Consider the following 25900-nt stretch of genomic DNA (forward strand, 5'->3'; position numbering starts at 1 on the left):
CGAGGTAACGATGCGATCTTATCTGTTCGTGCCGGGCGATCGCCCGGAGCGTTTCGGCAAGGCCCTGGCGGCCGGCGCCGATGTGGTGATCCTGGACCTGGAGGACGCCGTGGCGGCGCCGAACAAGGCCCAGGCCAGGGACAACGTGCGCCGGGCGGTCGATGACGGCGCGCAGGTCATGCTGCGTGTCAATGGCGCCGGCAGCCAGGACTTCATCGACGACCTGGTGCTGCTGCGCGGCTTGCCGCTGCGCGGGGTGATGCTGCCCAAGGCCGAATCCGCCGGCCCCCTGGGCGAACTGGCCGGGGTGACCGACGCACCGGTCATCCCGCTGATCGAAAGCGCGCTGGGCCTGTGGGAGGTGATGACGGTCGCGCGAGGGCCCGGAGTCGAGCGCCTGGCCTTCGGCTCCATCGATTTCCAGGTGGACGTTGGCTGCGATGGCAGCGACGAGGCCCTGTTGCATGCCCGTTCGCGGATCGTCCTGGCGTCCCGGGTGGCGGGCTTGCAGGCCCCGGTGGACGGCGTCTCGGTGGCCCTGGATGACGAAGCCGTGATCGCCGCCGAGTCACGGCGCAGCCGGGCCCTGGGGTTTGCCGGCAAGCTGTGCATTCATCCGCGCCAGGTCGCGGTGGTCAATACCGCGTTCAGCCCGACCCGCGAGGAACTGGAGTGGGCCGCCCGGGTGGTGGCGGCCTGCGAACGTTCGGCGGGCGCGGCGGTGTCGGTGGACGGTGCCATGGTCGACCTGCCGGTCCTGCTCAGGGCACGGAACCTGCTGGCGCTGGCGGGTTGAAAAGGGCCGGGTGCAGTGCCGCCGGCACTGCCCCAGCAAGGCTTCAGTGCTGCTTGCCGAGGTTGCGCTGGATGATGGCGAACTCGTCGGACAGCGACTCGGGGATGCTGTAGTCGCCGACTTCATGGATCTGCTGGAAGTGGCGCGCCAGTTCATCCGCCGAGGCAGGGGCCTGGCGCGGCCCGGTCCAGCCCTGGTTGACCGCGAGGAAGGCGCGGGCGTAATGGCCGACCGAGGCCGAGTAGATGCCGTGGGTGCTGCTGCACGCCTCGCTGGCCAGGTAGACCACCAGCGGTGTCACGAACTCCGGCAGGTAGGCGTTGCCGAGTTGCTCGCCGAAGGCCGCGTATTGCGCGCCGAAGGCTTCCAGCTGCCGTGGGTCCATGGCCGCCGCCATCCGGCTGTTGGCCGTGGGCAGCAGGGCATTGCACAGCACGCCGTGCTCGCGTCCCTCCAGGGACAGCACGTTCATCACCCCGAGCAACCCGGCCTTGGCCGCCGCATAGGCGGCCTGCTGCGGGTTCCCGAAGGCGCCGGCCGCCGACGAGGCGAAGACCACCCGGCCATAGCCTTGCTGCTTCATGATCTTGTAGGCCGCCTGGGTCACGTAGATGGCACCCTTGAGGTGGACATCGATGATCGAGTCGAGGATCGCGTCGTCGATGTCCTCGAACAGGGCGTTGCGCAGGTGGCCGGCATTGTTGATCACCACGTCGACCCGGCCGAAGTGGTCGAGGGCGGTTTGCACGATGGCCTGGCCGCCGGCGCGGGTGGCCACGGAATCGTAGTTGGCCGCGGCCCGGCCGCCCGCGCTACGGATCTCCTCGACGACCTGGTCGGCCATGCGCTGCGAGCTGCCCTGGCCGTCGAAGCTGCCGCCCAGGTCGTTGACCACCACGGCCGCGCCACGGCTGGCCAGTTCCAGCGCGTAGGTGCGACCCAGCCCGCCACCGGCGCCGGTCACGATGGCGACGCGGTCCTTGAAGTCCACTGCATTCATCGGTCTTGCCTCCTGCTTTTTATTGTTGTCGTGGGTAATCGGCTGGATCCGGGCTCAGGTCTGCGAGGCCGGGAGCCTGACCACCAGGCCATCCAGCTCCGGGGTGACGATGATCTGGCAGGTCAGGCGACTGGCGTCGGTGACGTCCATCGCGCAGGTGAGCATGTCGTTCTCGTAGGACTCCGCGGCCGGCATGTGCCGAGCCCAGTCCGGGTCGACGTAGCCGTGGCAGGTGGCGCAACTGCAGCTGCCGCCGCAATCGCCGAGGATGCCCGGCACCTGGTTGTTGACCGCGACCTGCATGACGGACTGGCCGACGTCTGCTTGCACCTGCTGCTCGGTGCCGTCGTGTTGCACGAAGATGAGGGTTGGCATGCTTGGATTCCTGGAAGAAGGGAAAAGGGGGTCAGGTGACCGGCAGCAGGTCCTTGAGGGGACGGGTGTCGTCGGCCAGGCGCGCGGCATCGACCTTGATCCGCTCGGCGATAAAGCGCTTGGCCAGCATGAATTCCGGCGGCCGGTTGACGGTGTCGGCGGCGAGGATGACGCCTTCCTTCAGGTAGAAGGCGCAGAACGAATCGTCCTGCGGTGTGCCGCGGATCACCAGTTGGTCGTAGCCCTGGGACAGGCCGACCATTTTCAGCTTGAGCGCGTACTGGTCCGACCAGAACCAGGGAATGCTGGCATGGGCCTTGGGCTTGCCGCACAGCGTGGCGGCCACGCAGCGGGCCTGCTCCAGGGCGTTGGGCACCGATTCCAGGCGCAGGCGCCGGCCAAGCAAGGGGTTGGGATGGTTGGTGCAGTCGCCTGCGGCATGGATGCGCGGGTCGCTGGTCTGGCCGAATTCATCGACCAGGATGCCGTTTTCGACCTCGAGACCTGCCTCCACCGCCAGTTCGACGTTGGGCAGCAGGCCGATGCCGACCACCACCAGGTCGGCGGCGACCGAACTGCCATCCGCGCAGAGTACCGCGCAGACGGCATCCCCCGACGGGTCCAGCTGCACATCGCGGACCTGGGTGTCGGTGCGGATGACCACGCCGGCCTGGCGATGCCGGGCTTCATAGAAGGCTGATAGTTCAGGGGCGGTGACCCGGGCCAGGACGCGGGGCAGCGCTTCGAGCACGGTGACCTTCAGGCCGCGCTCGACCGCCACGGCCGCGACTTCCAGGCCGATGTAGCCGCCGCCGACGATCACCAGGCGCAGGCCCGGTTCGAACTGCTGGCGGATACGGTCCACGTCCGCCAGGGTGCGCAGGTAATGGAAGTTGCCCGAGGCCTCGGCCTGCTCGATCCGCGGGATCGGCAGCGGCCGGGGGCGTCCGCCCGTGGCCAGGATCAGCCGGTCGTAGTGCGCGGTACGGCCATCGGCCAGATGGACAAGGGAAGCGTCCCGGTCGATGCGGGTGACCCGCACGCCGCTGATGATCTCGACATTGGCCTTGTCATAGGTGGCGCGCGGCTTGATCAGCAGGCTTTGCGCCGTGACGGCGCCGCAGAGGTAGGCCTTGGACAAGGGCGGACGGTGGTAGGGCAGATGGGGTTCTTCGCCAATGAGGACGATACGGCCTAGCCAGCCCTGGTCGCGCAGGCTGGTCGCCAGCTCGCCGGCGGCGTGACCCGCGCCGACGATGATGGCCGTGGGCGAGGTGGATTCGATCATTCGACACCTGTAGGACGGTGCTGCACCGGGCAGCTTTGTATTTATTGGAACGTCGTTGCGGATACTGAACGCATGATCGGTACGCTGTCAATTGCTCATCGCGGCGAAGTAGAGGGCAGTGGTATGGGGCGGGAGGAGGGAGTGGTGGCGGGACGCTTGTCAAGCCAGGGTGGCTGATTTAGATTGAATGCCGTTCGCATAAATGAATGCGCTCGCAAGGTAGTGCATTCGACCCTTGGCCGCAGTCGGAGAATAACAACAATGAATGCCGTGCAGTCTATCGAGGATTTCGACGATCTTTCCTTCAACCCGTTCATGGAAGACGCCCTGGTATTCGGCGACCATCTTGACCCTTACCCGGCCATCGCCCAGCTGAGGCATTCGGCCTCCGTGGTGCCGGGCGAATACCGGGTGATGATGGGGCTCTTCCCGGATATCACCTACCCGGACAAGGCGCCGCACTTTTCCGTCTTCGGCTACGACGAAGTGGCCCAGGTGCTGGGGGATCCCCAGACCTTCAGCAACCACGCCTATTCCTACAACCTGGGCATCAGCTTCGGCCGCAGCATCTCGACCATGGATGCGCCCGAGCACCCGCGTTACCGGCGCATCTTCCAGAAAGCCTTCCTGCCCCAGACCGTGGCGGCGTGGGGCGACGAATTGGTCGACCCGGTGGTCCATGACCTGATGGCCAGGTTCGAGGGGCGAGGCAGCGCCGACCTGGTGCAGGAGTTCACCCTGCATTACCCCTTCCACATCATCTACCGCCAGATGGCCTTGCCGCCGGAGGACGTCAGCACCTTCCACAAGCTGGCCATCGCGCAGACGGTGGTGGCCGTGGACATCGAGCACGGCACCGAGGCATCGCGCAAGCTGGGCAGCTATTTCAAGCGCCTGGTGGCCGAGCGTCGCGCGAATTCCGGCGACGACCTGATCAGCGCCCTGGCCCTGGCCGAAGTCGACGGTGAGCAATTGCCCGAGGACGTCCTGATCTCGTTCCTGCGGCAATTGGTCAACGCGGCGGGGGACACCACGTACCGCGCGACCAGCGTCCTGCTCACCGCGCTGCTGCGCCACCCTGAGCAACTGGAGGCCATTCGCCAGGATCGCTCGCTGATCCCCCAGGCCATCGAGGAGGCGGTGCGCTGGGATGGCCCGGTGCTGATGCAGTCGCGGTTCACCAGCAAGGCCACCACCCTGGGCGGGATCGAGATCCCGCAGGGCGCGTTCATCGACGTGGTCGCCGGTTCGGCCAACCGCGACGAGCGCAAGTTCGCCGATCCCGACCGTTTCGACATCTTCCGCAAGCCGCAGCACCGGCATTTCGCCTTTGCCTTCGGCCCGCACGTGTGCATCGGCCAGCACCTGGCGCGGGTGGAGATGACCCGGGCGCTGACCGCCATCCTCGACAAGCTGCCCAACCTGCGCCTGGACCCGGACAAGCCGGCTGCGCAAATCCGCGGGACGATGATGCGCGTGCCGCATTCGATCCACGTGAAGTTCGGTTGACGCCCCTCCCTTGGATTTCCCTGCCCGCCGCTGCGTGGTGGCGGGCGGATCAGCGAGTCATCAAGCAATGAAGGAATTCGACTACATCATCGTCGGGGCAGGTTCGGCGGGCTGCGTGCTGGCCGACCGGCTTTCGCGAAACGGCCAGCACCGTGTCCTGCTGATCGAGGCCGGTCCGGAAGACCGCAGCCCGCTGGTGCACATGCCCAAGGGCTTCGGCAAGCTGCTGGCCGACCCCCGGCATGCCTGGCACCTGCCGGTCAGCGTGGATCCGGACAGCGGCCGCACCCAGGAAATCTGGGCCCGGGGCAAACTCCTCGGCGGCTCCAGCGCGGTCAACGGCATGGTCTACATGCGTGGCCACCCCGAGGACTACGACGAATGGGAAGCCTACGGCGCGACCGGCTGGGGCTGGAACACCATGGCCAGGGCCTTTCGCAGCATCGAGAACCACGCCCTGGGCGGCAGCGCGCTGCGTGGTGCGGACGGTCCGCTGAAGGTGGCGCCCTACGCCCAGCGCAACGCGATCGGCGAGGCGGTGATCAAGGCCTGCGAGAGCCTCGGCCTGTCGCGCAAGGAAGATATCAACGAGCTCGACCACGAAGGCATCGCCTACCTGACCTACACCATCTCCGGCGGGGTCCGGCAAAGCGCGGCCCAGGCCTTTCTCAAGCCGGCGCGCAAGCGGCGCAACCTGCAAGTGCTGACCGACACCCGGGTCCAGCGCCTTCTGTTCGACGGGACGCGGGCGATCGGTGTCGAGGCGCTGCGGGGCAACGGCGAGCCGGTGGCCTACCGCGCCGCCCGCGAGGTCATCCTCAGTGCCGGGGCGCTGGAATCGCCGCGCCTGCTGCAGCTGTCCGGTATCGGTGACCGGGACGAACTGGCCAGGCTGGGCATCGCGGTCGTGAGCCATAGCCCCAATGTCGGGCGCAACATGCGCGAGCACCTGCTGTATTTCCTGCAGGTGCGCCTGCGCCATTGGCGTGACAGCCAGAACCGCGAGTTCGCCGGTCCGCGGCTGCTGAAGAACGTCGTGCAGTACCTGCTCAGCCGCCGCGGCGTCATGGCCCTGGGCTCCTACCAGGTCGGCGGGTTCTTCAAGACCCGGCCCGAGCTGGCGCGCCCGGACGCCCAGTTGATGATGGCGCCGTACTCGATGGACTTTTCCTCACCGACCTATCGCTTCGAGTCCTTCCCCGGCCTGCAGCTCTTCACCTACCCGCTGCGCCCGCGCAGCCTGGGCAGCGTCAGCCTGCAGTCGGCGGACCCGGCGCAACCGGCGCGCATCGTCGCCAACTACCTGGCCGACGACTATGACCGCGAGGTGTCGATCGGTGCGTTTCGCTTCATGCGCAAGGTGATCCACAGCGCGCCCATGAGCCACCTGGTCATGGAGGAGACCCACCCCGGGGCCCAGGTCCAGACCGACGACGAGATCCTCGACGAGTTTCGCCGGCGCGGCCAGTCCGGCTACCACGCCTGTGGCACCTGTGCCATGGGCGCGGCGGACGACGCGGTGCTCGATCCGCGCCTGCGGGTCAGGGGCGTGCAGGGCTTGCGGGTGATGGACCTGTCGGTGATCCCGACGATGATTTCCGGCAATACCAACGGGCCGATGATGGCCATGGCCTGGCGCGCCGCAGATCTGATCCTGGAGGATGTCCGATGAGCCACTTCGACAACTATGCCCGGCGTTTCGCCAATATCGAGCTGGTCCTGCGCGAGGGCATCCTGCAGATGAGCCTGCATTCGGACGGCGGATCGCTGCAATGGGGCGCACTCGACGGCAGCATCCATACCCAGCTCGGCGAGTGCTTTGGCGAAATCGCCCGGGACCAGGCGGTCCGGGTGCTGATCATCACCGGCAAGGGCGACGCCTTCTGCGCCGCCATGAACCCCGGGGAAATCCCCCGGGAGCCCATGGCCCAGGGCTGGCATCGCCTGCTGCGCGAAGGCAAGGACCTGCTGCACAAGCTGCTGGACATCGAAGTGCCGGTGATCGGCGCGATCAACGGCCCGGCCTGGATCCACGCGGAAATCCCGGTGCTCTCGGACATCGTCCTGGCCAGCGAGCACGCCGAACTGGCCGACATGGCCCACTTCATCCACGGCGTGGTGCCGGGCGATGGCGTGCAGGTGGTCTGGCCGATGCTGCTGGGGCCCAACCGCGGGCGCTACTTCCTGCTGACCGGGCAACGCCTGTCGGCCAGCGAGGCGCAGGCCCTGGGCGTGGTCGCCGAGGTCCTGCCGGCCGGGCAGTTGCTGCCGCGGGCCTGGGAACTGGCGCAAGGCATCGCCCGGCAACCGGCGCTGACCGCGCGCTACACCCGCACCCTGTTCACCCAGCCCATCAAGCGCCGGCTGCTCGACGAACTGGGCCACGGCCTGGCGCTCGAAGGCCTGGCCACCATCGCCATGAGTCACTGATCCATTCAAGGAGCGTGCGCAGCATGCAAACGAATCTAGATCCCCGCGTCCAGGCCATCGTGCAGAAGGCCCTGGACGAAGCCACCGGCGCCGGCGGCGAAGTCGGCGTGCAGGTGGCCGCCTACCTGGACGGCAAGCTGGTGGTCGATGCCTGGAGCGGCAGCGCCGATCCGGCCAGCGGTCGCCCGGTCGACGGCGATACCCTGTTCAACGTCTATTCGGTGACCAAGGCGGTGGCGGCCACGGCCCTGCATGTCCTGGCCGAGCGCGGGCATATCGACTACGACGCGCCGGTGAGCCGCTACTGGCCCGAGTACGCCGCCAACGGCAAGGCGGCGACCACGGTGCGCCATGTCCTGACCCACCGCGCCGGCGTGCCGCAGATGCCGGCCGATGTCACCCCCGAGCGCCTGTGCGACTGGACGTGGATGACCCAGGCCATCGCCAACCTCGAGCCACTGGCCGAGCCCGGCAGCCAGACCCTGTACCTGTCCATGACCTTTGGCTGGATCGTCGGCGAACTGGTCCGCCGTGCAGACCCCCGGCAGCGTTCGCTGGGGCGTTTCGTCCGCGAGGAGATCGCCGCGCCCCTTGGCATCGACGACCTGTGGATCGGCATCCCCGACGCGGTGGAGCCCCGTATCGCGCGCCAGGTCAATGCCATGGTCGCGGTTGCGCCAGAGTACCTGCCGCCGCTGTTCCTGGCCTCGATGCCCGAACAGGTGGCGCTGGTGCCGGAGGTGTTCGAGCGGGCCGACGTGCGCCGGGCCGAGGTCGCCGGGGTAGGGGGCATCTTCAATGCGCGCTCCGAGGCGCGCTTCTGGGCCTTCCTGGCCAACGGCGGCGAGCTGGACGGCGTGCGCCTGCTGAGCGCCGAGCGGGTCGCCATGCTGGGCCAGCCGCGGGCCAACAGCGAGGAGCCCGACCCGGTCATGTTCGGCTTCCCCATTCCCATCACCCAGGGCGGTTTCTGGTTCGGCGGCGCGCACCCACCGGTCAGTTGCGTCGGCAACCCCAGGGCGATCTGCCATCCGGGCCAGGGCAACTCCATCGGCTGGGCCGATCCGGACCTGAACCTGGCGGTCGCGATCTGTCATAACCGCCTGTTCAACCCCACTTCTGTCGAGGAGGATCCACTGTTGCCGATCGCCCAGGCGGTGCGCCAGGCACTGGCATTGTGAGCGAATGCCGCCCGTGGACCTGGCGCCCGGGCGCCAGGCCGCCGGTGTGCAGGATTTGAGTTGAATCCGCCGGGAATGCTATAAGCACGCGTCGATCAGCCGCCAAGGCCAGCAGTGAACCAATGAGCATGCCCAATTCGAGAACGCGCAAGCGCACGCCGGCCCAGAGCCGCGGCGAGTTGCGCGTGTCGATCATCCTTGATGCCTGTGCCCGCTTGCTGGTGAAGAACTCCAGCACCAACTTCACCATGCACGGCCTGGCGCAGGAGGCGAAGACCTCGATCGGCTCGCTTTACCATTTCTTCGCCGACAAGCAGGCGGTCATCGACGCGCTGGTGGTGCGCCATGTCGAAGGCGGCGGGAAGATCCTCGAGAAGCTCGAGTCGGTGCCGGATCGCCAGTGGATCGAGTGGCCGCCGCGCACGGTCATGCTCGAGCTGCATTCGCTGAACATCGAATACGTGCAGAAGAATCCCGAGGTCCGCATCCTCTGGAACGAGGCCCGGTTCAATACCCGCAACGGCTCGGTGGTGAACCTGGGCTTGCTGGCGCTGTACGAGAAGGTCCTGACCCTGCGCATGCCCCAGGCCAGCAAGGCGCAGCTCCGTCAATCGGCCCAGGCCCTGTACCGCCTGCCGATGGGCTTCCTACTCTGGGAAGTGCCCGGCGACGACCAGAGCTCCTGGGGCGTCTTCACCGAAGAAGCACCCCGTGCCCTGACCGCCTACCTGGAAGCCATCGAGCGCGAGTACGCCGGCAACATGCTGACCTGCGCCGTCTGACATGACGCTTTCCCCGCCCTGACCGCCCTGGCGCGCGAGGCTATCGCGCGCACGGCGCCACGCCATCGCCCCCTGTCGACTCGTGTTCCGGCCTCGCACTGCCTGGGTCGTGGCGGGCTTTCGCCTGCGTGCGCGTTGACAATGGCTATGTCGGGTGTTTATTTTCGTGAACGTCGTTCATTAATATGCGCTACCTTACTGGTGCGTCGATAACAATAACAAGCCGTCGGTGAACACCACGCGTGGCCGCGGCTGCACTTGGGACAGGAAGGAAATGACCATGACACAGGCTAACGCGCACGGCGAACACCGCTCGCGAATGAGCGAGATCCGCCAGCACTGGCGGATCGGCACCGCGGCATTGATCGGCACCGCCGTGTCCTTTTCGGTCTGGCCTTCACTGTCCAGCCTGTTCGTCGCGCCCATGCAGGAAGCCTTCGGCTGGAGCCGCGGGGAAATCGCCTTGGCCCATAACGCCAGCCTGCTCGCGGCCTTGGTCTCGCCGGCGCTGGGCCGCCTGATCGACCAGCGTGGGGTCCGCCCGGTGCTCCTGGGCGGGTTGTGCCTGACCGCGCTCGCCTATTGCCTGCTGGCCCTGCTGCAAGGCTCGTTGCCCCTGTACTACCTGCTGTATGCCTTCCTCAGCGTCGTCGGCGTCACCACCACCGGGCTGAGTTTCACCCGGGTGGTCAGCGGCGCCTTCAAGCAGTCCCGCGGTCTTGCCCTGGCACTCACGCGCTCGGGCCTGGCGTTGTCGGGGGCGATCCTGCCGTCGGTGGTCTTCGCGATCATCAGTGGCTATGGCTGGCGCATGGGCTATGTCGCCCTGGCGACGCTGATCCTGCTGCTGGCGCTGCCCAGCGCGTGGATCTGGCTGCGTGGGGAGAGCCTGCAACCCGTTTCCCGGCAAAGCGGCGATTCTGCGGTTCGACCGTCCCTGCTCAGGCTGCTAGGTAACTGGAAGGTGTTGCTGATCTGCGTGGCCTCGGCCCTGCACTACGCGCCCATCGTCGCGTTGCTCAGCCAGCTCCAGCCGTTGCTGGTGGGCAAGGGCCTGACGGCGGTAGACGCGGCGGCCGCCATCGGCCTGGTCGGCCTGTCGGCGCTGGCCGGCGCGCTGGTCAGCGGTTTTCTCGTCGATCGCTTCTGGGCGCCGCTGGTGGCCTGCATCTTCACCCTTGGGCCGGCGCTGGGGTGCCTGGTGCTGATGCAAGGCGAGATCAGCCCGGGCCTGGCCATCCTTGCCCTGATCCTCCTGGGCCTGGGGCAGGGCGCCGAGATCGACATCGTCGCCTTCATGATCGCCCGCTACTTCGGCATGCGCTCCTACGCCTCGATCTACGGCCTGAGCGTGTTCTTCATCGCCACCAGCGTGGCCGTCTGCGGTTCGCTGATCGGCCAGGCGTTCGACCATGCCGGTAACTACGATGGCGCCCTCGCGGTGGCCGCAGGCCTGTTCGTCACCGCGGCCTTGGCTTACCTGCTGATGGGGCGCTATCCGAAGGATGGCGACGAAGTGGCGAGGGGGGAAGCACCCTCCCGGACCGGCACCCGCCAAGCGCAAGCCTGACATGGGCGTGCACGGGCGGCTTTACCAGATCGGCGTGGTGGTGCGCGACATCGAGGCCGGCATGCAGCATTACCGCGACATGCTCGGCCTGGGGCCCTTCAAGCGCCTGGATACCAATTACCACGCCTGGTACCGCGGCCGCACGGTGCACATCGCCAACGCCAATGCGTTCGCGCGCTGGGGCGACCTATACCTGGAGATGGTCGCGCCGGGCATCGGCGACAGCACCGCTCGGGAATGGCTCGAGCAGCGCGGCGAAGGCATCTTCCACCTGGGCTACATCACCGATGACATGAACCAGCGTCCGGCGGGCAGCGAGGTGTGCTTTCACCCCCTGCTCGACGCCGCGCCGGATGCTCCTTCGAGCATCCTTCACCTGGATACCCTGCAGGCCCTCGGCTACTTCGTGGAACTGACGACCCCGGAGCTGGCCACGGGCCTGTGCCGCTGGATCGACGAACCCTGATTGCGCCGGCGCTTGCCTCGCTGACCCATTGCATTTCTACAAGAGGAACCGAGTATGAGCACGCTGGATGTCTTCCGTCTGGATGACAAGGTCGCGGTCGTGACTGGGGCTGCGGCAGGCATTGGCCGCTGCATTGCCGAAACCTATGCAACTGCAGGGGCAAGCGTGGTGATTGCTGACCTAGATATCGAAGCCGCCCAGGCGGTGGCCGCTTCGGTCAAGGCGGGCGGGGGCCAGGCGCTGGCGATCAAGGTCGATGTGTCCAGCGAAGCGGATGTCAGCGTGTTGTTCGATGCCACCCTCGCCACCTTCGGCCGGGTCGATGTGCTGGTCAACAATGCGGCGATCTTTCCGAAACGGCCGTTCCTGGAAGTGGATGTGGCCTTCTGGGACAAGTTGCAGGCGGTGAACCTGCGCGGCACCTTCCTGTGCATGCGCGAGGCGATTGCCCATATGAAGGCCGCCGGTGGCGGGGCCATCGTGAACATCTCGTCGGTATCGTCCCAGCAGGCGGTGGTGCACCACAACGTCACCTATAACGCCACCAAGGCCGCGGTAAACAGCCTGACCCGCACGGCGGCCCTGGAGTTCGGTCCCGAGGGTGTGCGGGTGAATGCCGTGCTGCCGGGCGGCATCCCGACGCCGGGGGCACGTGCGGCCTCGGCGGCGATCGAGTTGAAAGGTCCTATCCTGGGCCCAGGGCGCGTGCCGCTGGGCGGGATGGGCGAGATGGAGGATATCGCCAACGCCGCATTGTTCTTCGCCAGCCCTGCGTCGCGTTATGTTACCGGGCAACTCCTGGCTGTCGATGGTGGTTTCCTGGTTAGCTGAGGGCACTACCGGCTGGCATACGCGAAAGCCCCCGCAAGCAGTGCTTGCGGGGGCTTTTGTTTGTCTGGCACTTGGCGTTGCGCACCCCCCATCGCCCACGCAATAAAAAGCCCCTGCATTGCAGGGGCCAAAGACCTCGCTTCCTACACCGTTGAAGGCGTACCGGCCTGTGCTGCCGTGCGACTCGCCGTGCTCGCCGGCGCGGACGCCGACGGCCCGCTGGCGGCAGGGCGCTTGAGCAGGAAGCAGGACAGCGCCGGGATGAGGATCAGCGCGCCAAGCATGTTCCAGATGAACATGAAGGCCAGCAGTATGCCCATGTCGGCCTGGAACTTGATCGGCGACCAGGCCCAGGTGATCACGCCGGCGGCCATGGTCAGGCCGACCAGCGCGACCACCTTGCCGGTGAACTGCAGGGAGGCCTGGTAGGCTTCCTTCAGGCTGGCGCCGCCGCGCTGCACCACTAGCTGCACCGACAGCAGATAGAGCGCGTAGTCGACTCCGACGCCAACACCCAGGGCAATCACCGGCAAGGTTGCGACCTTCACCCCGATGCCGAGCCAGACCATCAGCGCTTCGCACAGCAAGGAGGTGATCAGCAACGGGATGACCGCCACGATCACTGCGCGCCAGCTGCGGAAAGTGATGAAGCAGAGCAGCACGACGCCGACATAGAGCAGGGCGTGCATCTTGTAGAACGAGGTTTTCACTACGATGTTGGTCACCGCCTCGATGCCCGCGCTGCCGGCTGCGGGCAGGAACTGCACCTCATCGCTGTCGTGCTCCGCGGCGAAAGCTTCGACCCGCTCCAGCACCGCCGACAGGGTATCGGCCTTGTGATCTTCCAGGTAGGCGATCACCGGGAATACCGAGCAGGCGGGATTGAGCGAGTCCGGGTTGTTGATCAGCACCCGGGAGGCGGCGAAGCCCAGGGATTGCGGCTCGCGAATGATGCTGTTCCATTTGTAGTAGCCCTCGTAGGTGCCGCTTACACCCTGGCGGGTGAGGGTGGCGAAGGACTCGGTGAACTGCACCCCCGGCACGTGGCTGAGCTCCCAGCCCAGGCGATCCGCCTCGACCAGGTTGCTGAAGCGGTCGCAGACATTCGGCGCGGTCTTGACGATCACCGCGAACTGGTCGGTCGACAGCCCGTAGTGGGCCGTCAGGTAGGCGACGTCGCGGTTGTAGCGCGAATCGGCGCGCAGTTCCGGGGCACCGGCGCTGAGGTCGCCGATCTGCAGGTCATGGCGCACCAGCAGCGAGACCAGGGTCAGGCCGGCGGCGCAGAGCAGCGCACCCACCGCCCATTTGCGCTCGGTGAAACGGCTGAGGAACGACCAGACCGGGGTGCTCGGCCCCGACGCGCCCTCCTGCTCGCGCAACGAGCGCTCGGCGGCCTTGGCGCTGACGCCGGTGTAGGAGAGCAGGACCGGGATCAGGATGAGCTTGGTGAAGATCAGCACCGAGACGCCGATGCTGGTGGTCAGCGCCAGGTCGCGGATCACCGGGATGTCGACGATGACCAGCACGGCGAAGCCCACGACGTTGGCCAGCAGGGCGGTGAGCCCGGCCATGAACAAGCGCCGGAAGGTGTAGCGCGCGGCCACGTAGCGGTGCGTGCCGCGGCCGATGTCCTGCATGATGCCGTTCATCTTCTGTGCCCCGTGGGACAGGCCGATGGCGAAGATGAGGAAGGGAACGAGCACCGTGTAGGGGTCGAGCTCGAAGCCGGCCAGGTGCATCAGCCCGAGCAGCCAGACTACCCCCAGGATCGACACCACCACCAGCATCAGGGTGCTGCGCAGGCAGCGCGTGTAGGCGAGGACGAACACCGTGGCGATCAGCGCCGAGATCCCGAAGAAGGCGACGATCCGCCCCAGTCCGTCGATCATGTCGCCGACCAGCTTGCCGAAGCCGACGATGTGGATGCGGATGCCTTCTCGTTCCTGGCTGCGGATCTTTTCCTCGAGGCTCTGCGACAGTGCCTTGTAGTCGATCGGCAGGCCGCTGTCGGCGTAGCGGTCGAGCAGTGGCGCGACCACCAGGCTCGACCTGTAGTCGTTGGCCACCACCCGCCCGACCGCGCCCGAGCGATTCAGGTTCATGCGCAACTCGTCGAGTTTCGCCGCAGAACCGTCGAACTGGTCGGGCATCACCGGACCACCGCGCATGCCCTCCTCGGTGACCTCGGTCCAGCGCAGGATCGGGGTCCACAGCGACTTCATCCACGGTCGGTCGAAGCCGGGGATCAGGAACAGCGCGTCGTTCACCTCGCGCAGGGTCTGCAGGTACGCCGGGTCGAAGATATCGCCCTGGGTGTTTTCCACCACGATGCGCAGGCTGTTGCCCAGCCCGCCGAGCTCGTTGCGGTTGTCGAAGAAGTTCTGGATGTAGGGGTGCGAGCTGGGGATCATCCGGTCGAAGTTGGCGTTGACCACCAGCCGGGTCGCCTGCCAGCCCAGCAGCGCCGAGACCAGGGTGATCAGGACGATGATCAGCAACCTGTGATTGAAGATCAGCCGTTCGAACGGGTTGCCGGTGGCTTCGTCGAAGTCCTCGCGTCGCGTGATGACGGGGTATCTGTTGTTATGTTGGTCGTGGTTCATGGCCATCGGGCGGTCTCTCGTTTTGAAGGCAGGTACGTGCGCTGACAGTGGCCAGCTGCTACAGCGGCGCGTGCTCCAGCGACAGGCGCTTCACCCCGTCCGGGCCGACGGTGAGCAGGCCGCTGGCGGTCGGTGACAGCCCGTAGACCGGCGTGGCCGGCGAGCGGGGTTGCAGCTGCAGCGACCCGCTTTGAAGGTCACCCACCAGCAGTTCGCCGGCGGACGTCGCCAGGGCCAGTCGTCCATCGGCCAGCAGGGTCCCGGCGTTGATGGCATTGGCGGTGTGGGTCTGTAGTTGGCGCCAGGTGCTGCCCTGGTCGTTGCTGGCCCAGGCATTGCCGCGCAGGCCGTAGACCACCAGGCTGGCCTGGTCGCCGGTGATGCCGAAGAAGGAGCCGGTGTAGGGCGTCTGCAGCTTGATGAAGCGCTGGCTGTCGCGCTCCAGGCGCAGCAGCAGGCCGAACTCGCCGGCCACGTAGATTTGCCCGGCGATGTTGCGGATGGCGTGCAGCGAATACTCGTCCGGGTTCTCGGTGCGCTCCATCCATGGTACCCAGTGCTGGCCACCGTCTTCGGTGTGCAGGATCAGGTTGTAGGCGCCCACGGCCCAGCCGTGGGTCGCGTCTTCGAAATAGATGTCGAACAGCGGCTTGGTCGGCCCGTCCGCCGCGAGCGCGGCAGCGTATTCCTTGGCGCGGTCCAGGCCGGGCGTCGTGGCGGGCAGGCGGGCGTAGTGCTCGACGGCCAGCGGGCCCAGCTGGCGGCCATCGAGCTGGCGCGTCCAGGTGCTGCCGCCATCCGTGCTGTGCAGGATGACGCCGTCGTGGCCGACCGCCCAGGCCAGGGTTCCGTTCACCAGGCAGACGCTGACCAGGTCGCTGCTCAGCGGCACTTCACTTTGCAGGAAGTGGTCCCCGCCGTCGTCGGAATGGAGGATATGGCCGCGCGGGCCCACGGCCACGACGTGCGTGCTGGCGGAGGCCGTCAGGCCGTAGAGCGCAGAGCGAACGGCGCGCTCGGAGAGGCGCGCCGGCTGGTCCAGCGGATCGGTGAATGCCGTGGCATCGAGGGTTGCACAGAGGGCGACGCTCAGAGCCAGCCCCCGAGTCAGTGATTTCATAACGTTCTTCCAGGGTGGCGAGGGGGCCCGCCTGGCGCAGGCCCCTGTGCATCAGCGTTGGGATTGACGCGCGAGCGATTCGGGGGTGAAGAACGAATCGGGCTGGAGCTTCTCGCTGACGCGAAGCCCCTTGGCGGCACCCACGATGGAGGAGTGGTAGTAGACGCCGGTGGCGAAGTCGTACATCCAGTACGACGAGGCATGCGGGATCTGATGGTCATACAACTGGTAGGACGGGGTGTAGATCGCCTTGGCCAGCTTGCCCGAAGAGTCCCAGGCGTCGGACATACCGGCGGCGAGGATGTCTTCGTCGTAATACAGGCGACGCTTGGGCTGGACATGACGCATGCCGGGCTTGAGGGTCGCTTCGACTACATGCACCCGGTGCAGCTCCCAGCGCATCACGTCCGGGTTCGGGTGGTTGGGAGCCAGCAACTGGTCCGGGGTCGCCTTCATCCAGTCGTAGTTGTTGTACGGGATGATCATCTCCTTGGTGCCCAGGTACTTGAAGTCGTAGCGGTCCTGCTTGCCGGAGAACATGTAGATCTCGTCGTAGAGCATGGCGCCGCCGGAGGTGGCGACCGGGAAGTCGTACTCGGCATCCGGCGAGCGTCTTACCCGGCGCTGGCCGGGTGAATAGCTCCAGGACGCGTTCGGGTTCTTCACCGGATCGACGTAGTACTTCAGCAGGTTGCCTTCACCGACGTTGCGCGCCGGGGCGTTGTAGATGTTCAACTGCGTCAGGTACAGGCCATTGGCTGCGAAGGTCGCGGCGTCGAGGGACTTGTTGTAGTACTGCGACTCACCGCGGTTCTGCACGCCGGCGGTGAGCACCTTGCTGCCCTTGGCGTCCACGTACCAGCCTTGGCCGCTGGTCAGCACCGACTCGCCCTTGTAGTGCAACTGGGCATTCCACACCACCTCGTTGCCGCTCTTGGGAAGGGGGAAGGGGATGCCGCCGAAGCAACCTTCCACTGACACGCCGTCATTGATGGTCTTGCAGCGAGATGCGTTGGCGATGCTGTTCTGGTTGACCCAATCCGGGTAGTTGGCGCTGCGCCGGCTGGGATAGACGGTGACCTTGTAGGTCTCGGGGAAGCGCTTGAGCAGCGCCTTGGTGCCTTCGGACAACTGCTCGGCATACTGGTCGACGTTCTTGCCGGTGATGACGTACAGCGGCTTGTCATCGGCATAGGGGTTGGTCCAGAAGCCCGAGTCCGCCTCGAAGCCGGCAGGACGGGTCGAGGTGGGCAGGCCACCGGTGTAGGCCGGGATGGTGCCCGCGGCGTTGCCGGCGACGGTCGCGCCCCAGGGCGTCAGGCTCTTGCCCAGGTCGGCGACATCGGCCGCCTGGACGGCATGAACCGCACCGACGCCCAGGACGGTGGCGGTCAACACTGCATTTCGGAAATTCATGTTCAAGCTCCCATCAGAACGCGGTTTGATAAGTGAGGATCAAGGTGTCGCGGTCGTGCAGGAAGGCCAGGCCGCTGAATTGCTCGGCGCCGCCGATCCGTCCGGTACGGCCGTCGCGGTGGGTGTAGGCCAGGTCGAACTGATGCTTCATCGCGCCGGAGAAGTATTCGAGGCGAGGCCCGAGTTTTACCAGGTAGGAGTCCTCGGGCGGGATGCCGGCGTTGTTGGCCGCCGGGTTGCCGTACAGGCCGTAGGTCAGGAACAGCGGGAAGGACACATCGACGCTGGGCAGCACCTGCTGCCAGGTCGGGGTGAAGGAGACGCTGAAGGCTGCGGCATTGCGGGTGGAACAGCCACGCAGCAATTCCTTGTCGGCGCAACGGCCGGCGACGGACCCGCCTTCGCTCTCGCTGGCGTTGAACATGCCCTTGTTGTCGGTGACCTTCACCAGGTGCGTGTAGTCGAGCTGCGCGGCGATGGAGCCACTGTCGAACAGCGGGTTCTTGTTGATGGTCACCGCGCCGCTGAGCAACGCATGCACGGTGTCGCCGCGGGCGCCTTCGAGGTCGGGCTCGGGTTGGCCGATGGCGAGGAAGGCGCCGGTGGAGTTGAGTGGCATGTTGGTGCGGTAGTTGACCTCGGCGCCCAGGCCGACGGACTTGTACACGCCGTTCCAGGTCAGGCCGTACAGCTCGATGTCCTTGGCGTGCACCGCGCGCGCATAGCGGTCGGTGGCGGAGGCGACGACTACCTGGTTGGACCAGCTCGCGAACTTGTCGTCGAACTTGCGGTACCAGAGCCCGAAGCTGGAGTCGCTGGCCCATTCCGGCGACCAGCGCAGGCCCACGGCGATGTCGCCGTTGTCGCCTTCGATCGCGTCGCGACGGCCCACGCCCGGCGCCAGGAAATCGGGGCCGCGCAGCGCGCCATCGCTGACAGCAAAGTAGGTGCCGCCTTCGGAGACGCGTGACGGCTCGAATTCGTAGGTGTATTGGAACATCACCGAAAGCTCGGGCAGCAGTTGCCAGGTCGCCGCGACCTGGCCGATCGGCAGGGCGGTTTCCTTGGCCGAGGCGCCCGGGCTCAGGTCGCTGAGCAGGCCGTCGTTGGGCGACATCGAGTACGACAGGCTGCTGCCGTTGCCGAACAGGAACTCGCCAGGCAGCCAGGCCAGGCGGCCGGCCTTGAGGTTGAGGTCGGTGGAGCCGATGTTGAAGTTGCCCCAGACGAAGTAGTCGCGGAATTCGGCGGACGGGCCGGCGTAGTAGCGGCGCACCACGCTGGAGTACTTGTTGTTGCGGTAGTTGGCCTGGGCCTGCAGGCCTGGAGCGCTTTCGCTGTCGTCCGGGAAATTGTGGTCGTACCAGCCGGCACCGCTGACCCGCAGGCCGTACTTGTCCTGCCAGTTCAGGTCGAACTCGGTGAACAGGTCCAGGCGCGAAAGAATGACGTCGCCTTTATCGAACAGGTAGTTGCCTTCGTCGAAGCTGACGTTGTTGGCGATCGCCTTGTCGCGCCCGGAAACCCGCCATCCCTGGTTGTAGCGCACGGTGGTGTCGAGGCTCATGCTCAGGTCGGGATTGCCGGTGTCGATGCTGAACGCGCTCGCCTGGCTGGCCCATAGGACGGAAAAGCCGAAGAGGGCGGCCGAGAGGGGCGCGGCCGTCGAGGCGAGGGCGATTGGTCTGCACTTGCGCTGCATTGGGTGTCCTCATTTCTTGTAGTTGTGATCACGCGAAGCGGTGCCCATCTGCTGTTACGGGTAGAGCAAAATCATGAACTGCGTTCAGATAGGTGTACGCCGAGTATATATAAATAAACCCGTCGCAGCACAAGCGAGCGCTGCGGATGCGTCGGCATTTATTTCATACGCGCGTTTCATACAGGCGTGCACAGCCCCTGTCGCAGAGGCCTGAACGCTGTCGGGAAAGGAAGATAAAATCAATTAATTCAAATAGATGCCCAAGGACTGTAGCTTGGAGCAAGCGCTGCGGGGCGGGAGGGAAGGGCGTCAATCCGCGGCGGCGGATTTGTTATCAAACATGTCGCCGGGGTGCGCTCAGGTGGGCTCCGGCATGCTCTTCAGGAGCAATCGCACCGACTCGTCCAACTGGCCCTGCTGTTCGCTCGACAGCCGATGGAACGCGGCGTAATTGCACCCGAACTGCTCCTGGCTGATGGCCTGGAACACCTCCCGCCCGCCGGCGGTCAGGCGCACCCGCACGGAGCGCCGATCTCGCGCATCGACGAGCCGCTCCACCAGGCCGAGCGCTTCCAGGCGATTGAGCCGCTTGGCGATGCCGGGCAGTGAAATCAACGACAGTTGGCCCAGCTGGGTGGGGGTGCAGGCGGTCTCGCTGCCGAGTCGCTTCAAGGTCCCCAGCATCATCGCCTCGCCCACGTTCAGGCGGTGTTTCGCGGCGGTCTGGATGAACAGCCTTTGCATCCGCTCGCCGAGAATGTAAACCCGCGCCACCAGCCCCACGTTCCGGGGCTCGACCTCCTCGCTAAGGGCGCCCCAGCCCACGTCATCCGCAGCCGCACCGGCATGGCCTGGCGTTTCCGTGGCGGGCCCGGGGGGCGCGGCGTGGGTCGATGCGCTCGCCTGGTTGCCGAGATCGAGGGCATAGCCGCTCAGTTGCAGCAGCAAGGCCCGGGCGTTGGCGCTGACGGCGTAGATGTGCTGCTGGCCCTTGCGGGTCTCCTGCACCAGCGCGGCGTCCTTGAGCACCTTCAGGTGCTGGGAAACGGCCGAGCGCGTAACCGTCGTGCGCTGCGTCAGTTCGCCCACGGAGCACGGCCCCTTGGCGAGCGATTCGAACAGGCCGCGCCGCGTCGCGTCAGCCAGGGCGCCCAGCAAGCCGGCAAGCTGTCGGGATTGGTTAGTGTTTGCTGACATATCTTCGCTCGCTTGTGCAGGGTTCGATGAGTGAAAAGCTCGGGACTCACCCCGGTGCTCCCGAATGTATTACATGAGACGACATTCATGAAATTTTTCCCGGGCGTTGACGTGGCAGCGCAATAGGTCTATTAATTTCTCGCGGAAAACAAAACGATGTTCACATATAAGAATAATGCGGAGAAAACTAGCAATGACCTCCCTACGCAAGCAACTGCTGGCCCAGATTCTCGACCCCGATGTCGCATTCGACCAGCCCGCCGACCAGGTGCATGCACTTCAGGTCCGGGCCGCCCAGGAACTCTTCGAAGAACGCCTCCAGCAGATTCCCCTGCTGCGCCACCGCGCCGAGGAAGCCGGTATCAGCCGGATCGAGCGGCTCGAGGACCTGGTGCCGCTGCTGTTCGCCCACACCGTCTACAAGTCCTATCCGCAATCCTTCATCGACAACAACCGCTGGGACCGCCTGCTGCAATGGATGCAAACGCTGTCGGTCGCCGACCTCGGCAACGTCGATGTCAGCGGCGTGCGCAACATCGACGAATGGCTCGACCGGCTTTATGCCGCCGGCCATCGTCCGCTGGCCACCAGCGGCTCCAGCGGCAAATGTTCGTTTCTCAACCAGACCCAGGGTGACCAGCAGAACAAGACCCTTCACTTCAAGCACGCCACCGGTTGGCCCCATGTGCGGTCCGAGCCCAATCGGCCGCTGTTCTGGCTGGGCCCGATCAAGGGCTACAACAGCGCGATCGAGTCCGCGCAGATCGGGCGGATCAACTGGGGCAAGCCAGGCGCCATGCATGCCCTGACCGAAGAACCCTTGCTCATTTCCGAGGTCAGTCGCGGCGCCGCGATGCGCAAGGCGATCGCCGAGGGCAGCGCCTTGCCCGAGGAGATCAAGGCATTCGAGGAACACGCCAAGGCCCAGGCGCTCAAGGGTGCGGCGGACATGCGCAAGCTCGCCGAGCTCATCCTCGATCACCGCCACGAGCCGATCATGATTACCGGGCTGTGGTCCCAGCACATGATGATCATCCAGTGCGCCCGCGAACGTGGCATCGGCGACGGCGAGTTCCACCCGCAGACCATCGTCCAGGCCGGCGGCGGGATCAAGGGCGTGCCGCTGCCGGAGGACTACAAGGAGCAGGTGGCGCGCTTCTACGGCGACGTCATCCGCCCGGCGGCCTACGGCATGACCGAGCTCGCCCAGTTGATGCCGCGCTGCGAGGCGGGGCGCTATCACCGTGCGCCCGGGTTGATCTGGCTGGTTACCGACGAGGCGGGCGAGCGCCTGCTCGGGCCGGCGGATGCCGATGCCGAAGGCCAGGCCATCGGCCGCTTCGCCTTCCTCGACCTGCTCTTCGAAGGGCGTTGGGGCGGGGTGATCACCGGTGACAAGGTCACCCTCGACTTTTCCGAGACCTGCCCCTGTGGCCGCCATGGCCCGACCCTGCTGGACAACATCAGCCGTTTCGCCCAGATCGGCCAGGACGATCACATCGGCTGTGCCGGAACCCTCGACGCCTATATCCGTGGAGCGCTTGCAGAATGACCACTTCCCTTGCCAACCAGGCTGTTCCGACCCCGGTCCACCACGTCATCAAGGGCGAGGCGATCGCCGGTGGCGAATGCGAGTACGGCCCGAGCGCTGCGCGCTTCGCCACCCCTCGCCTGGAACTCGACAAGCTGGTGTGGACCCGCGACAAGCCCGGGCCTGCGTTCGATACCCCGGTCAGCGAAATCATCGACGTGCTGGAGCAGACCGGGCAATGGCTCAAGGCCGACCCCCAGGGGCTGGTGGCCGAGGCACTGGAACACTCGCTGAAGACGGGCACCTTGCCGCGCAACATCATGGAGTTCTCCTACGAAAACATCGGCGCGCCGTTCAACCGTGCCGGGCTGGAGTTCCAGTTGCGCACGGAGCTGGGCGGCGCGGACGTGATCGATGGCTGGCGCCTGGTGGATGACGCCCCCAGTGGCCGCCCGACCCGCGTCCGGGCGTTCCCGCCCCGGCTGATCCATATCGTCGCCGGCAATGCACCGGGGGTGTCCGCCCTGACCGTGGTCCGCGGTGCGCTGACCAAGGGCGTGCACCTGCTCAAGCTGCCCTCCAACGACCTGTTCACCGCACCCGCCATCCTGCGCGGGATGGCCAGCGTAGCGCCGGGCCACCCCTTGACCCGCTCGTTCTCGGCGGCGTACTGGCGCGGTGGCGACGAGCAGGTCGAGAGTGCCCTGTTCCGCCCGCAGTACTTCGACAAGGTGGTGGCCTGGGGTGGCGACAGCGCCATCCGCAGCGTCAGCAAATACATCGGCCCGGGCTTCGAACTGGTGTCATTCGATCCGAAGACCTCGGTGTCCTTCATCGGTCGCGAGGTGTTCGCCTCGCAGCAGGTCCTGGAAAGCGTCGCCGACCGTGCGGCGTTTGACGCCACCCTGATGAACCAGCAGGCCTGTGCCTCCAGTCGCTTCCAGTTCATCGAGGGCACGACCGAGCAGGTCGACCGCTACTGCGCCTTGCTGCAGCAGCGCATGAACGTCGAGCGGCCCACGGCATCGGCCATCGGCCCCAGGGTGCCCGGCGGGTTGCGCGACGAGATCGATGGCCTGCGCATGTTGGCGCCGGCTTATCGCGTGTGGGGCGGCTATGGCGGGGAAGGGCTGGTGATCCGCTCCGAGGACCCGGTGGATTTCCATCCCGACGGCAAGATCGTCAACGTGGTGCAGGTCAACGACCTGCGCGACGCCATCCGCCATGTGAACATCGCCACCCAGACCGTGGGCGTCTATCCGCCGGAGCGCAAGGCGCTGCTGCGTGATGCATTGGCATCGGCGGGTGCGCAGCGGGTGGTCAACATCGGTGGCTCGGCGGGCATCGAGGCCGGCCTGCCGCACGATGGTTTCAATCCGCTGCAGCGCTTCGTGCGCTGGATCAATGATGAGGGGTGAGTCGGTGACTTAGCTTGTCCAGCCTTGGTGCCTTATTCGTTGGGATGAGGTACGAGGCTGAGTATCCTTGACATGTTGGATCAATCAAATTGAAACATTTACTAGCTGTACGTTGATCGACGCCGCGTTGCTATCCCATCCGGATAAGTACACAATTGAGGCCAGTCCCGAATCTGGGATTTATGAAAAACCTTATTTTTCAATGGGTAGGACGCCAGATACGAGTCTCGTTTCCCGCTTCATATTCATCCTGAACACCTGTGACTTGTTGGCATCATTGAACAGATAAGTCAGTCATTGCTCGCGGCAAGCGTTGCATTGTGACGTAACCGATCCAAATAATCCGTCCATTGCTGCGCGGCCTCTCGGCGCTGTGGCAGCAGTTGGGCGCGCGCGTAAACCGCGCCCAGCGCGCCCGGCATGCGGTGTGACAAAGACAACTCCAATACAATCGGATCGACCCCCAAATGCTCGTGGGCGATAGTGCGGTAGGTGGCGCGGAATCCGTGCGCGGTGATGGGGTAGTCCGGCCATATCCGCTGATAGGCCTTGGCCAAGGACGTAGCGTCAATTGGGTAGCCCGGATAGACCGGTGAGACAAAGACCCAGCCATTGCCCGCCTCATCCACAACTCGCCGTTCATGGAGCTCACGCAACAGCACAAGGGCCTGCTCGGGCAGTGGCACGATGTGTTTGCTCTTGTCCAGATGGCGGGTCTTCCCAACTATATAACGCCAATCGGCGCTGACTAGATCGACGTCTTCCCAGCGCATTTTCACCAGCTCGCCAGGGCGAACGGGCAGCATAACCAGCAAGCGCATCGCTGTGCTCACACTGCTTGGGCTTAATTGATCCAGGCGCAGCAGAAAGTGACCCAAATCGGCTGGTCGTTCGATCGCTGGATTGCTGGTCACCACATGGCGAACCTTAAGCTCTTCGGTGTTGCTCAGGGCCACGTTGCGCTCCACCCAGCCACGACCCTCGGCAAAGCCGAGGACGGCGCGGATGATGGTACGCACGCGCTTTGCCATGGCCAGTGTGCGTGCGCGGCGCAGGGTAGCGATGATTTCGATGATGTGATCTAGCTTGATCTCGCTGACAGGGATGCTACCGATTGTGGGTAGGATGTGGTTGTTCAAAGCGCCGCGAAAGCCCGCGAGGGATTTGCTCACAAGGTCGTGCGATTTGAAGGCCAGCCATTGTTCGGCCACGTAACTGAATGTGCGCTCTTCGTTGAGTAACTGCTCGGCGATTTTCTTGCGTTTGGCCTTCAATGGGGCCACGAGATTGGATACGTTCTGGCGCGCGGCTCGGGCCAGGTCGCGGGCGTCTTTCAAGCCAATGTCGGGATAACGGCCGATTGCGTACACGTTCTCCTTACCATGCAGGCGATACCTCATCCGCCAATATTTAGCAGCAGGCTTGTTCGACTTCTGCGAGGCCTGGACATGAAGGTACAGACCGGGCACCTCGCCGTCAGCGTACTTGCCGGGTTCGGCAATGGCGCGCAGGAAAGCATCGCTGAGTTTTCGCCGCAGTCCAGGCGTAGGGAGGGAAGTCGTCATGTGCGGGTACTTTTTTTCGAAACAGAAAAAGTACCCAAAAATATACCCGCAGACGCGTTGGAAATGGGCGGAATACGACGGACGGCATTGGACTTGAATTGTAAGTAAGATACTGATTCTATTGGGATTTATGGATTTCAGTGGAAGTCAGTCACAAGCTATCGGGATCCCCGAAGAACATCTGAATCCTCGACCTCAACCATTTCTCCCCCGGATCGTTATCCTGCGCGCCCCGCCAGGCCATGTGCAGCTCGAAGGTGCGCGTTTCCAGCGGCAGTTCCTCGGCGCGCAGGCCGCCGGCGGCGGTGAGGATGTCGGCGGTGTAGTCCGGTACCGTGGCGACGATGTCCGTCCCGGTCAGCAGACTGCCGAGGCCGTTGAACTGCGGTACCGCCAGCACCACGTGGCGCTGGCGCCCCAGTTTGGCCAGTTCCTCGTCGATGAAGCCGCTCAGGTCTCCGGCGAACGACACCAGGGCATGCGGCCGTTTGCAGAAGTCATCCAGGCTCAACGAGCCCGGTACGCTATCGGCCCGCAGCAGCTTGGGCTTGCTGCGGCGCAGTACCTTGCGCTTGGCATTGGCCGGCAGGTCGTCGGTGTAGCTGACCCCCACCGAGATTTCCCCGGATGCGAGCAGCCCTGGCATCAGCAGGTAGTTGACCCTTCGGACCACCAGCACCACCCCCGGCGCTTCGGCGCGTATGCGCTTGAGCAGCGACGGCAGCAGGGCGAATTCGGCGTCGTCGGACAGGCCGATGCGGAACACCGAGGTGCTGGTGGCCGGGTCGAAATCGGCGGCGCGGCTGACGGCGGTGGAAATGGAGTCCAGCGCCGGGGAGAGCAGGGCGAAGATTTCCTGTGCCCGCGCCGAAGGCTCCATGCTGCGCCCGGTCCTGACGAACAGCGGGTCGTCGAACAGGGTGCGCAAGCGCGACAGCGCTGCACTGATCGCCGGCTGTCCGAGAAACAGTTTCTCCGCCGCGCGGGTGACGCTGCGTTCATGCATCAGGGTCTCGAAGACGATCAATAGATTGAGATCGACGCGGCGCAGGTCGTTTCGGTTCATCGGCTTCGCTTCAGTGGCGGGTAGGGCGGGGGTGCTTCCTGCGGGTAAAGG

21 protein-coding genes are annotated in these 25900 nt (G+C 65.5%); 11 read left to right on the plus strand and 10 right to left on the minus strand.

Features of this window, described 5'->3' with window-relative positions:
- Positions 1–10 precede the first annotated feature (10 nt).
- Positions 11–796 (plus strand): HpcH/HpaI aldolase/citrate lyase family protein, encoded by a 786-nt coding sequence (locus tag ACPFMA_RS13395; protein ID WP_064301340.1) that lies wholly within the window; start codon positions 11–13, stop codon positions 794–796.
- Between the two features lie 43 nt (positions 797–839).
- Here the strand turns inward: ACPFMA_RS13395 and ACPFMA_RS13400 are convergent, their stop codons facing one another.
- From ACPFMA_RS13400 to ACPFMA_RS13410, 3 genes are read right to left on the minus strand one after another with little or no spacing between them, the layout of a single operon-like run.
- A complete protein-coding gene (locus tag ACPFMA_RS13400) occupies positions 840–1796 on the minus strand; it encodes an SDR family NAD(P)-dependent oxidoreductase (RefSeq protein WP_064301339.1) in 957 nt (318 codons plus the stop codon).
- A gap of 54 nt (positions 1797–1850) precedes the next feature.
- Entirely contained in the window at positions 1851–2171 is a 321-nt protein-coding gene (locus ACPFMA_RS13405) for a 2Fe-2S iron-sulfur cluster-binding protein (RefSeq protein WP_064301338.1), read from the minus strand.
- A gap of 31 nt (positions 2172–2202) precedes the next feature.
- Complete coding sequence (locus ACPFMA_RS13410) at positions 2203–3459, minus strand: NAD(P)/FAD-dependent oxidoreductase (protein ID WP_425930482.1); 1257 nt, start codon at positions 3457–3459, stop codon at positions 2203–2205.
- Between the two features lie 261 nt (positions 3460–3720).
- On the opposite strand from ACPFMA_RS13410, the gene ACPFMA_RS13415 reads away from it, so the two are divergent.
- From ACPFMA_RS13415 to ACPFMA_RS13450, 8 genes are all read left to right on the plus strand, one after another.
- A complete protein-coding gene (locus tag ACPFMA_RS13415) occupies positions 3721–4968 on the plus strand; it encodes a cytochrome P450 (protein WP_425930483.1) in 1248 nt (415 codons plus the stop codon).
- A 67-nt stretch (positions 4969–5035) separates the two neighbouring features.
- Complete coding sequence (locus ACPFMA_RS13420) at positions 5036–6640, plus strand: GMC family oxidoreductase (protein WP_425930484.1); 1605 nt, start codon at positions 5036–5038, stop codon at positions 6638–6640.
- On the plus strand, positions 6637–7398 hold the full coding sequence (locus ACPFMA_RS13425; RefSeq protein ID WP_425930485.1) for an enoyl-CoA hydratase/isomerase family protein: 762 nt from the start codon (positions 6637–6639) through the stop codon (positions 7396–7398). The genes ACPFMA_RS13420 and ACPFMA_RS13425 overlap by 4 nt, the downstream gene beginning before the upstream one ends.
- 23 nt (positions 7399–7421) lie before the next feature.
- On the plus strand, positions 7422–8579 hold the full coding sequence (locus tag ACPFMA_RS13430; protein WP_425930486.1) for a serine hydrolase domain-containing protein: 1158 nt from the start codon (positions 7422–7424) through the stop codon (positions 8577–8579).
- Positions 8580–8701: 122 nt separating this feature from the next.
- Entirely contained in the window at positions 8702–9361 is a 660-nt protein-coding gene (locus ACPFMA_RS13435; RefSeq protein ID WP_064301332.1) for a TetR/AcrR family transcriptional regulator, read from the plus strand.
- A gap of 280 nt (positions 9362–9641) precedes the next feature.
- Positions 9642–10931, plus strand: coding sequence for an MFS transporter (locus ACPFMA_RS13440; protein WP_425930487.1), 1290 nt, complete (start codon positions 9642–9644; stop codon positions 10929–10931).
- Between the two features lies 1 nt (position 10932).
- The gene (locus ACPFMA_RS13445; RefSeq protein ID WP_425930488.1) at positions 10933–11397 is read left to right on the plus strand and encodes a VOC family protein; all 465 of its coding nucleotides are present in this window, start codon (positions 10933–10935) and stop codon (positions 11395–11397) included.
- Positions 11398–11451: 54 nt separating this feature from the next.
- Positions 11452–12228 (plus strand): SDR family NAD(P)-dependent oxidoreductase, encoded by a 777-nt coding sequence (locus ACPFMA_RS13450; RefSeq protein WP_425930489.1) that lies wholly within the window; start codon positions 11452–11454, stop codon positions 12226–12228.
- Positions 12229–12371: 143 nt separating this feature from the next.
- On the opposite strand, the gene ACPFMA_RS13455 is transcribed toward ACPFMA_RS13450, so the two are convergent.
- The 5 genes from ACPFMA_RS13455 to ACPFMA_RS13475 all read right to left on the minus strand — a co-directional run bounded on the left by ACPFMA_RS13455 (position 12372) and on the right by ACPFMA_RS13475 (position 20269).
- Complete coding sequence (locus ACPFMA_RS13455; protein ID WP_425930490.1) at positions 12372–14834, minus strand: efflux RND transporter permease subunit; 2463 nt, start codon at positions 14832–14834, stop codon at positions 12372–12374.
- Positions 14835–14892: 58 nt separating this feature from the next.
- Positions 14893–15954, minus strand: coding sequence for a WD40/YVTN/BNR-like repeat-containing protein (locus ACPFMA_RS13460; RefSeq protein ID WP_425930491.1), 1062 nt, complete (start codon positions 15952–15954; stop codon positions 14893–14895).
- A 51-nt stretch (positions 15955–16005) separates the two neighbouring features.
- Positions 16006–17370, minus strand: a complete 1365-nt coding sequence (locus tag ACPFMA_RS13465; protein ID WP_425930492.1) for a DUF1329 domain-containing protein — start codon at positions 17368–17370, stop codon at positions 16006–16008.
- A 13-nt stretch (positions 17371–17383) separates the two neighbouring features.
- Positions 17384–19072 (minus strand): DUF1302 domain-containing protein, encoded by a 1689-nt coding sequence (locus ACPFMA_RS13470; protein ID WP_425930493.1) that lies wholly within the window; start codon positions 19070–19072, stop codon positions 17384–17386.
- 357 nt (positions 19073–19429) lie between these two features.
- The gene (locus ACPFMA_RS13475; RefSeq protein ID WP_425930494.1) at positions 19430–20269 is read right to left on the minus strand and encodes a metalloregulator ArsR/SmtB family transcription factor; all 840 of its coding nucleotides are present in this window, start codon (positions 20267–20269) and stop codon (positions 19430–19432) included.
- A 193-nt stretch (positions 20270–20462) separates the two neighbouring features.
- On the opposite strand from ACPFMA_RS13475, the gene ACPFMA_RS13480 reads away from it, so the two are divergent.
- Positions 20463–21821 (plus strand): hypothetical protein, encoded by a 1359-nt coding sequence (locus tag ACPFMA_RS13480; RefSeq protein ID WP_425930495.1) that lies wholly within the window; start codon positions 20463–20465, stop codon positions 21819–21821.
- Positions 21818–23218 carry an acyl-CoA reductase gene (locus ACPFMA_RS13485; protein ID WP_425930496.1) on the plus strand — a complete coding sequence of 467 codons (1401 nt, stop codon included), beginning with the start codon at positions 21818–21820 and terminating at the stop codon, positions 23216–23218. Before ACPFMA_RS13480 ends, ACPFMA_RS13485 begins: the two co-directional genes overlap by 4 nt.
- A gap of 290 nt (positions 23219–23508) precedes the next feature.
- On the opposite strand, the gene ACPFMA_RS13490 is transcribed toward ACPFMA_RS13485, so the two are convergent.
- Positions 23509–24783, minus strand: a complete 1275-nt coding sequence (locus ACPFMA_RS13490) for a tyrosine-type recombinase/integrase (protein ID WP_425930497.1) — start codon at positions 24781–24783, stop codon at positions 23509–23511.
- Positions 24784–24934: 151 nt separating this feature from the next.
- The gene (locus ACPFMA_RS13495; protein WP_009406938.1) at positions 24935–25849 is read right to left on the minus strand and encodes a LysR family transcriptional regulator; all 915 of its coding nucleotides are present in this window, start codon (positions 25847–25849) and stop codon (positions 24935–24937) included.
- Between the last annotated feature and the right edge of the window lie 51 nt (positions 25850–25900).

Origin of the sequence: Pseudomonas sp. NyZ201, assembly GCF_049860765.1 — a bacterium.
Taxonomy (GTDB): Bacteria; Pseudomonadota; Gammaproteobacteria; order Pseudomonadales; family Pseudomonadaceae; genus Aquipseudomonas; species Aquipseudomonas bharatica.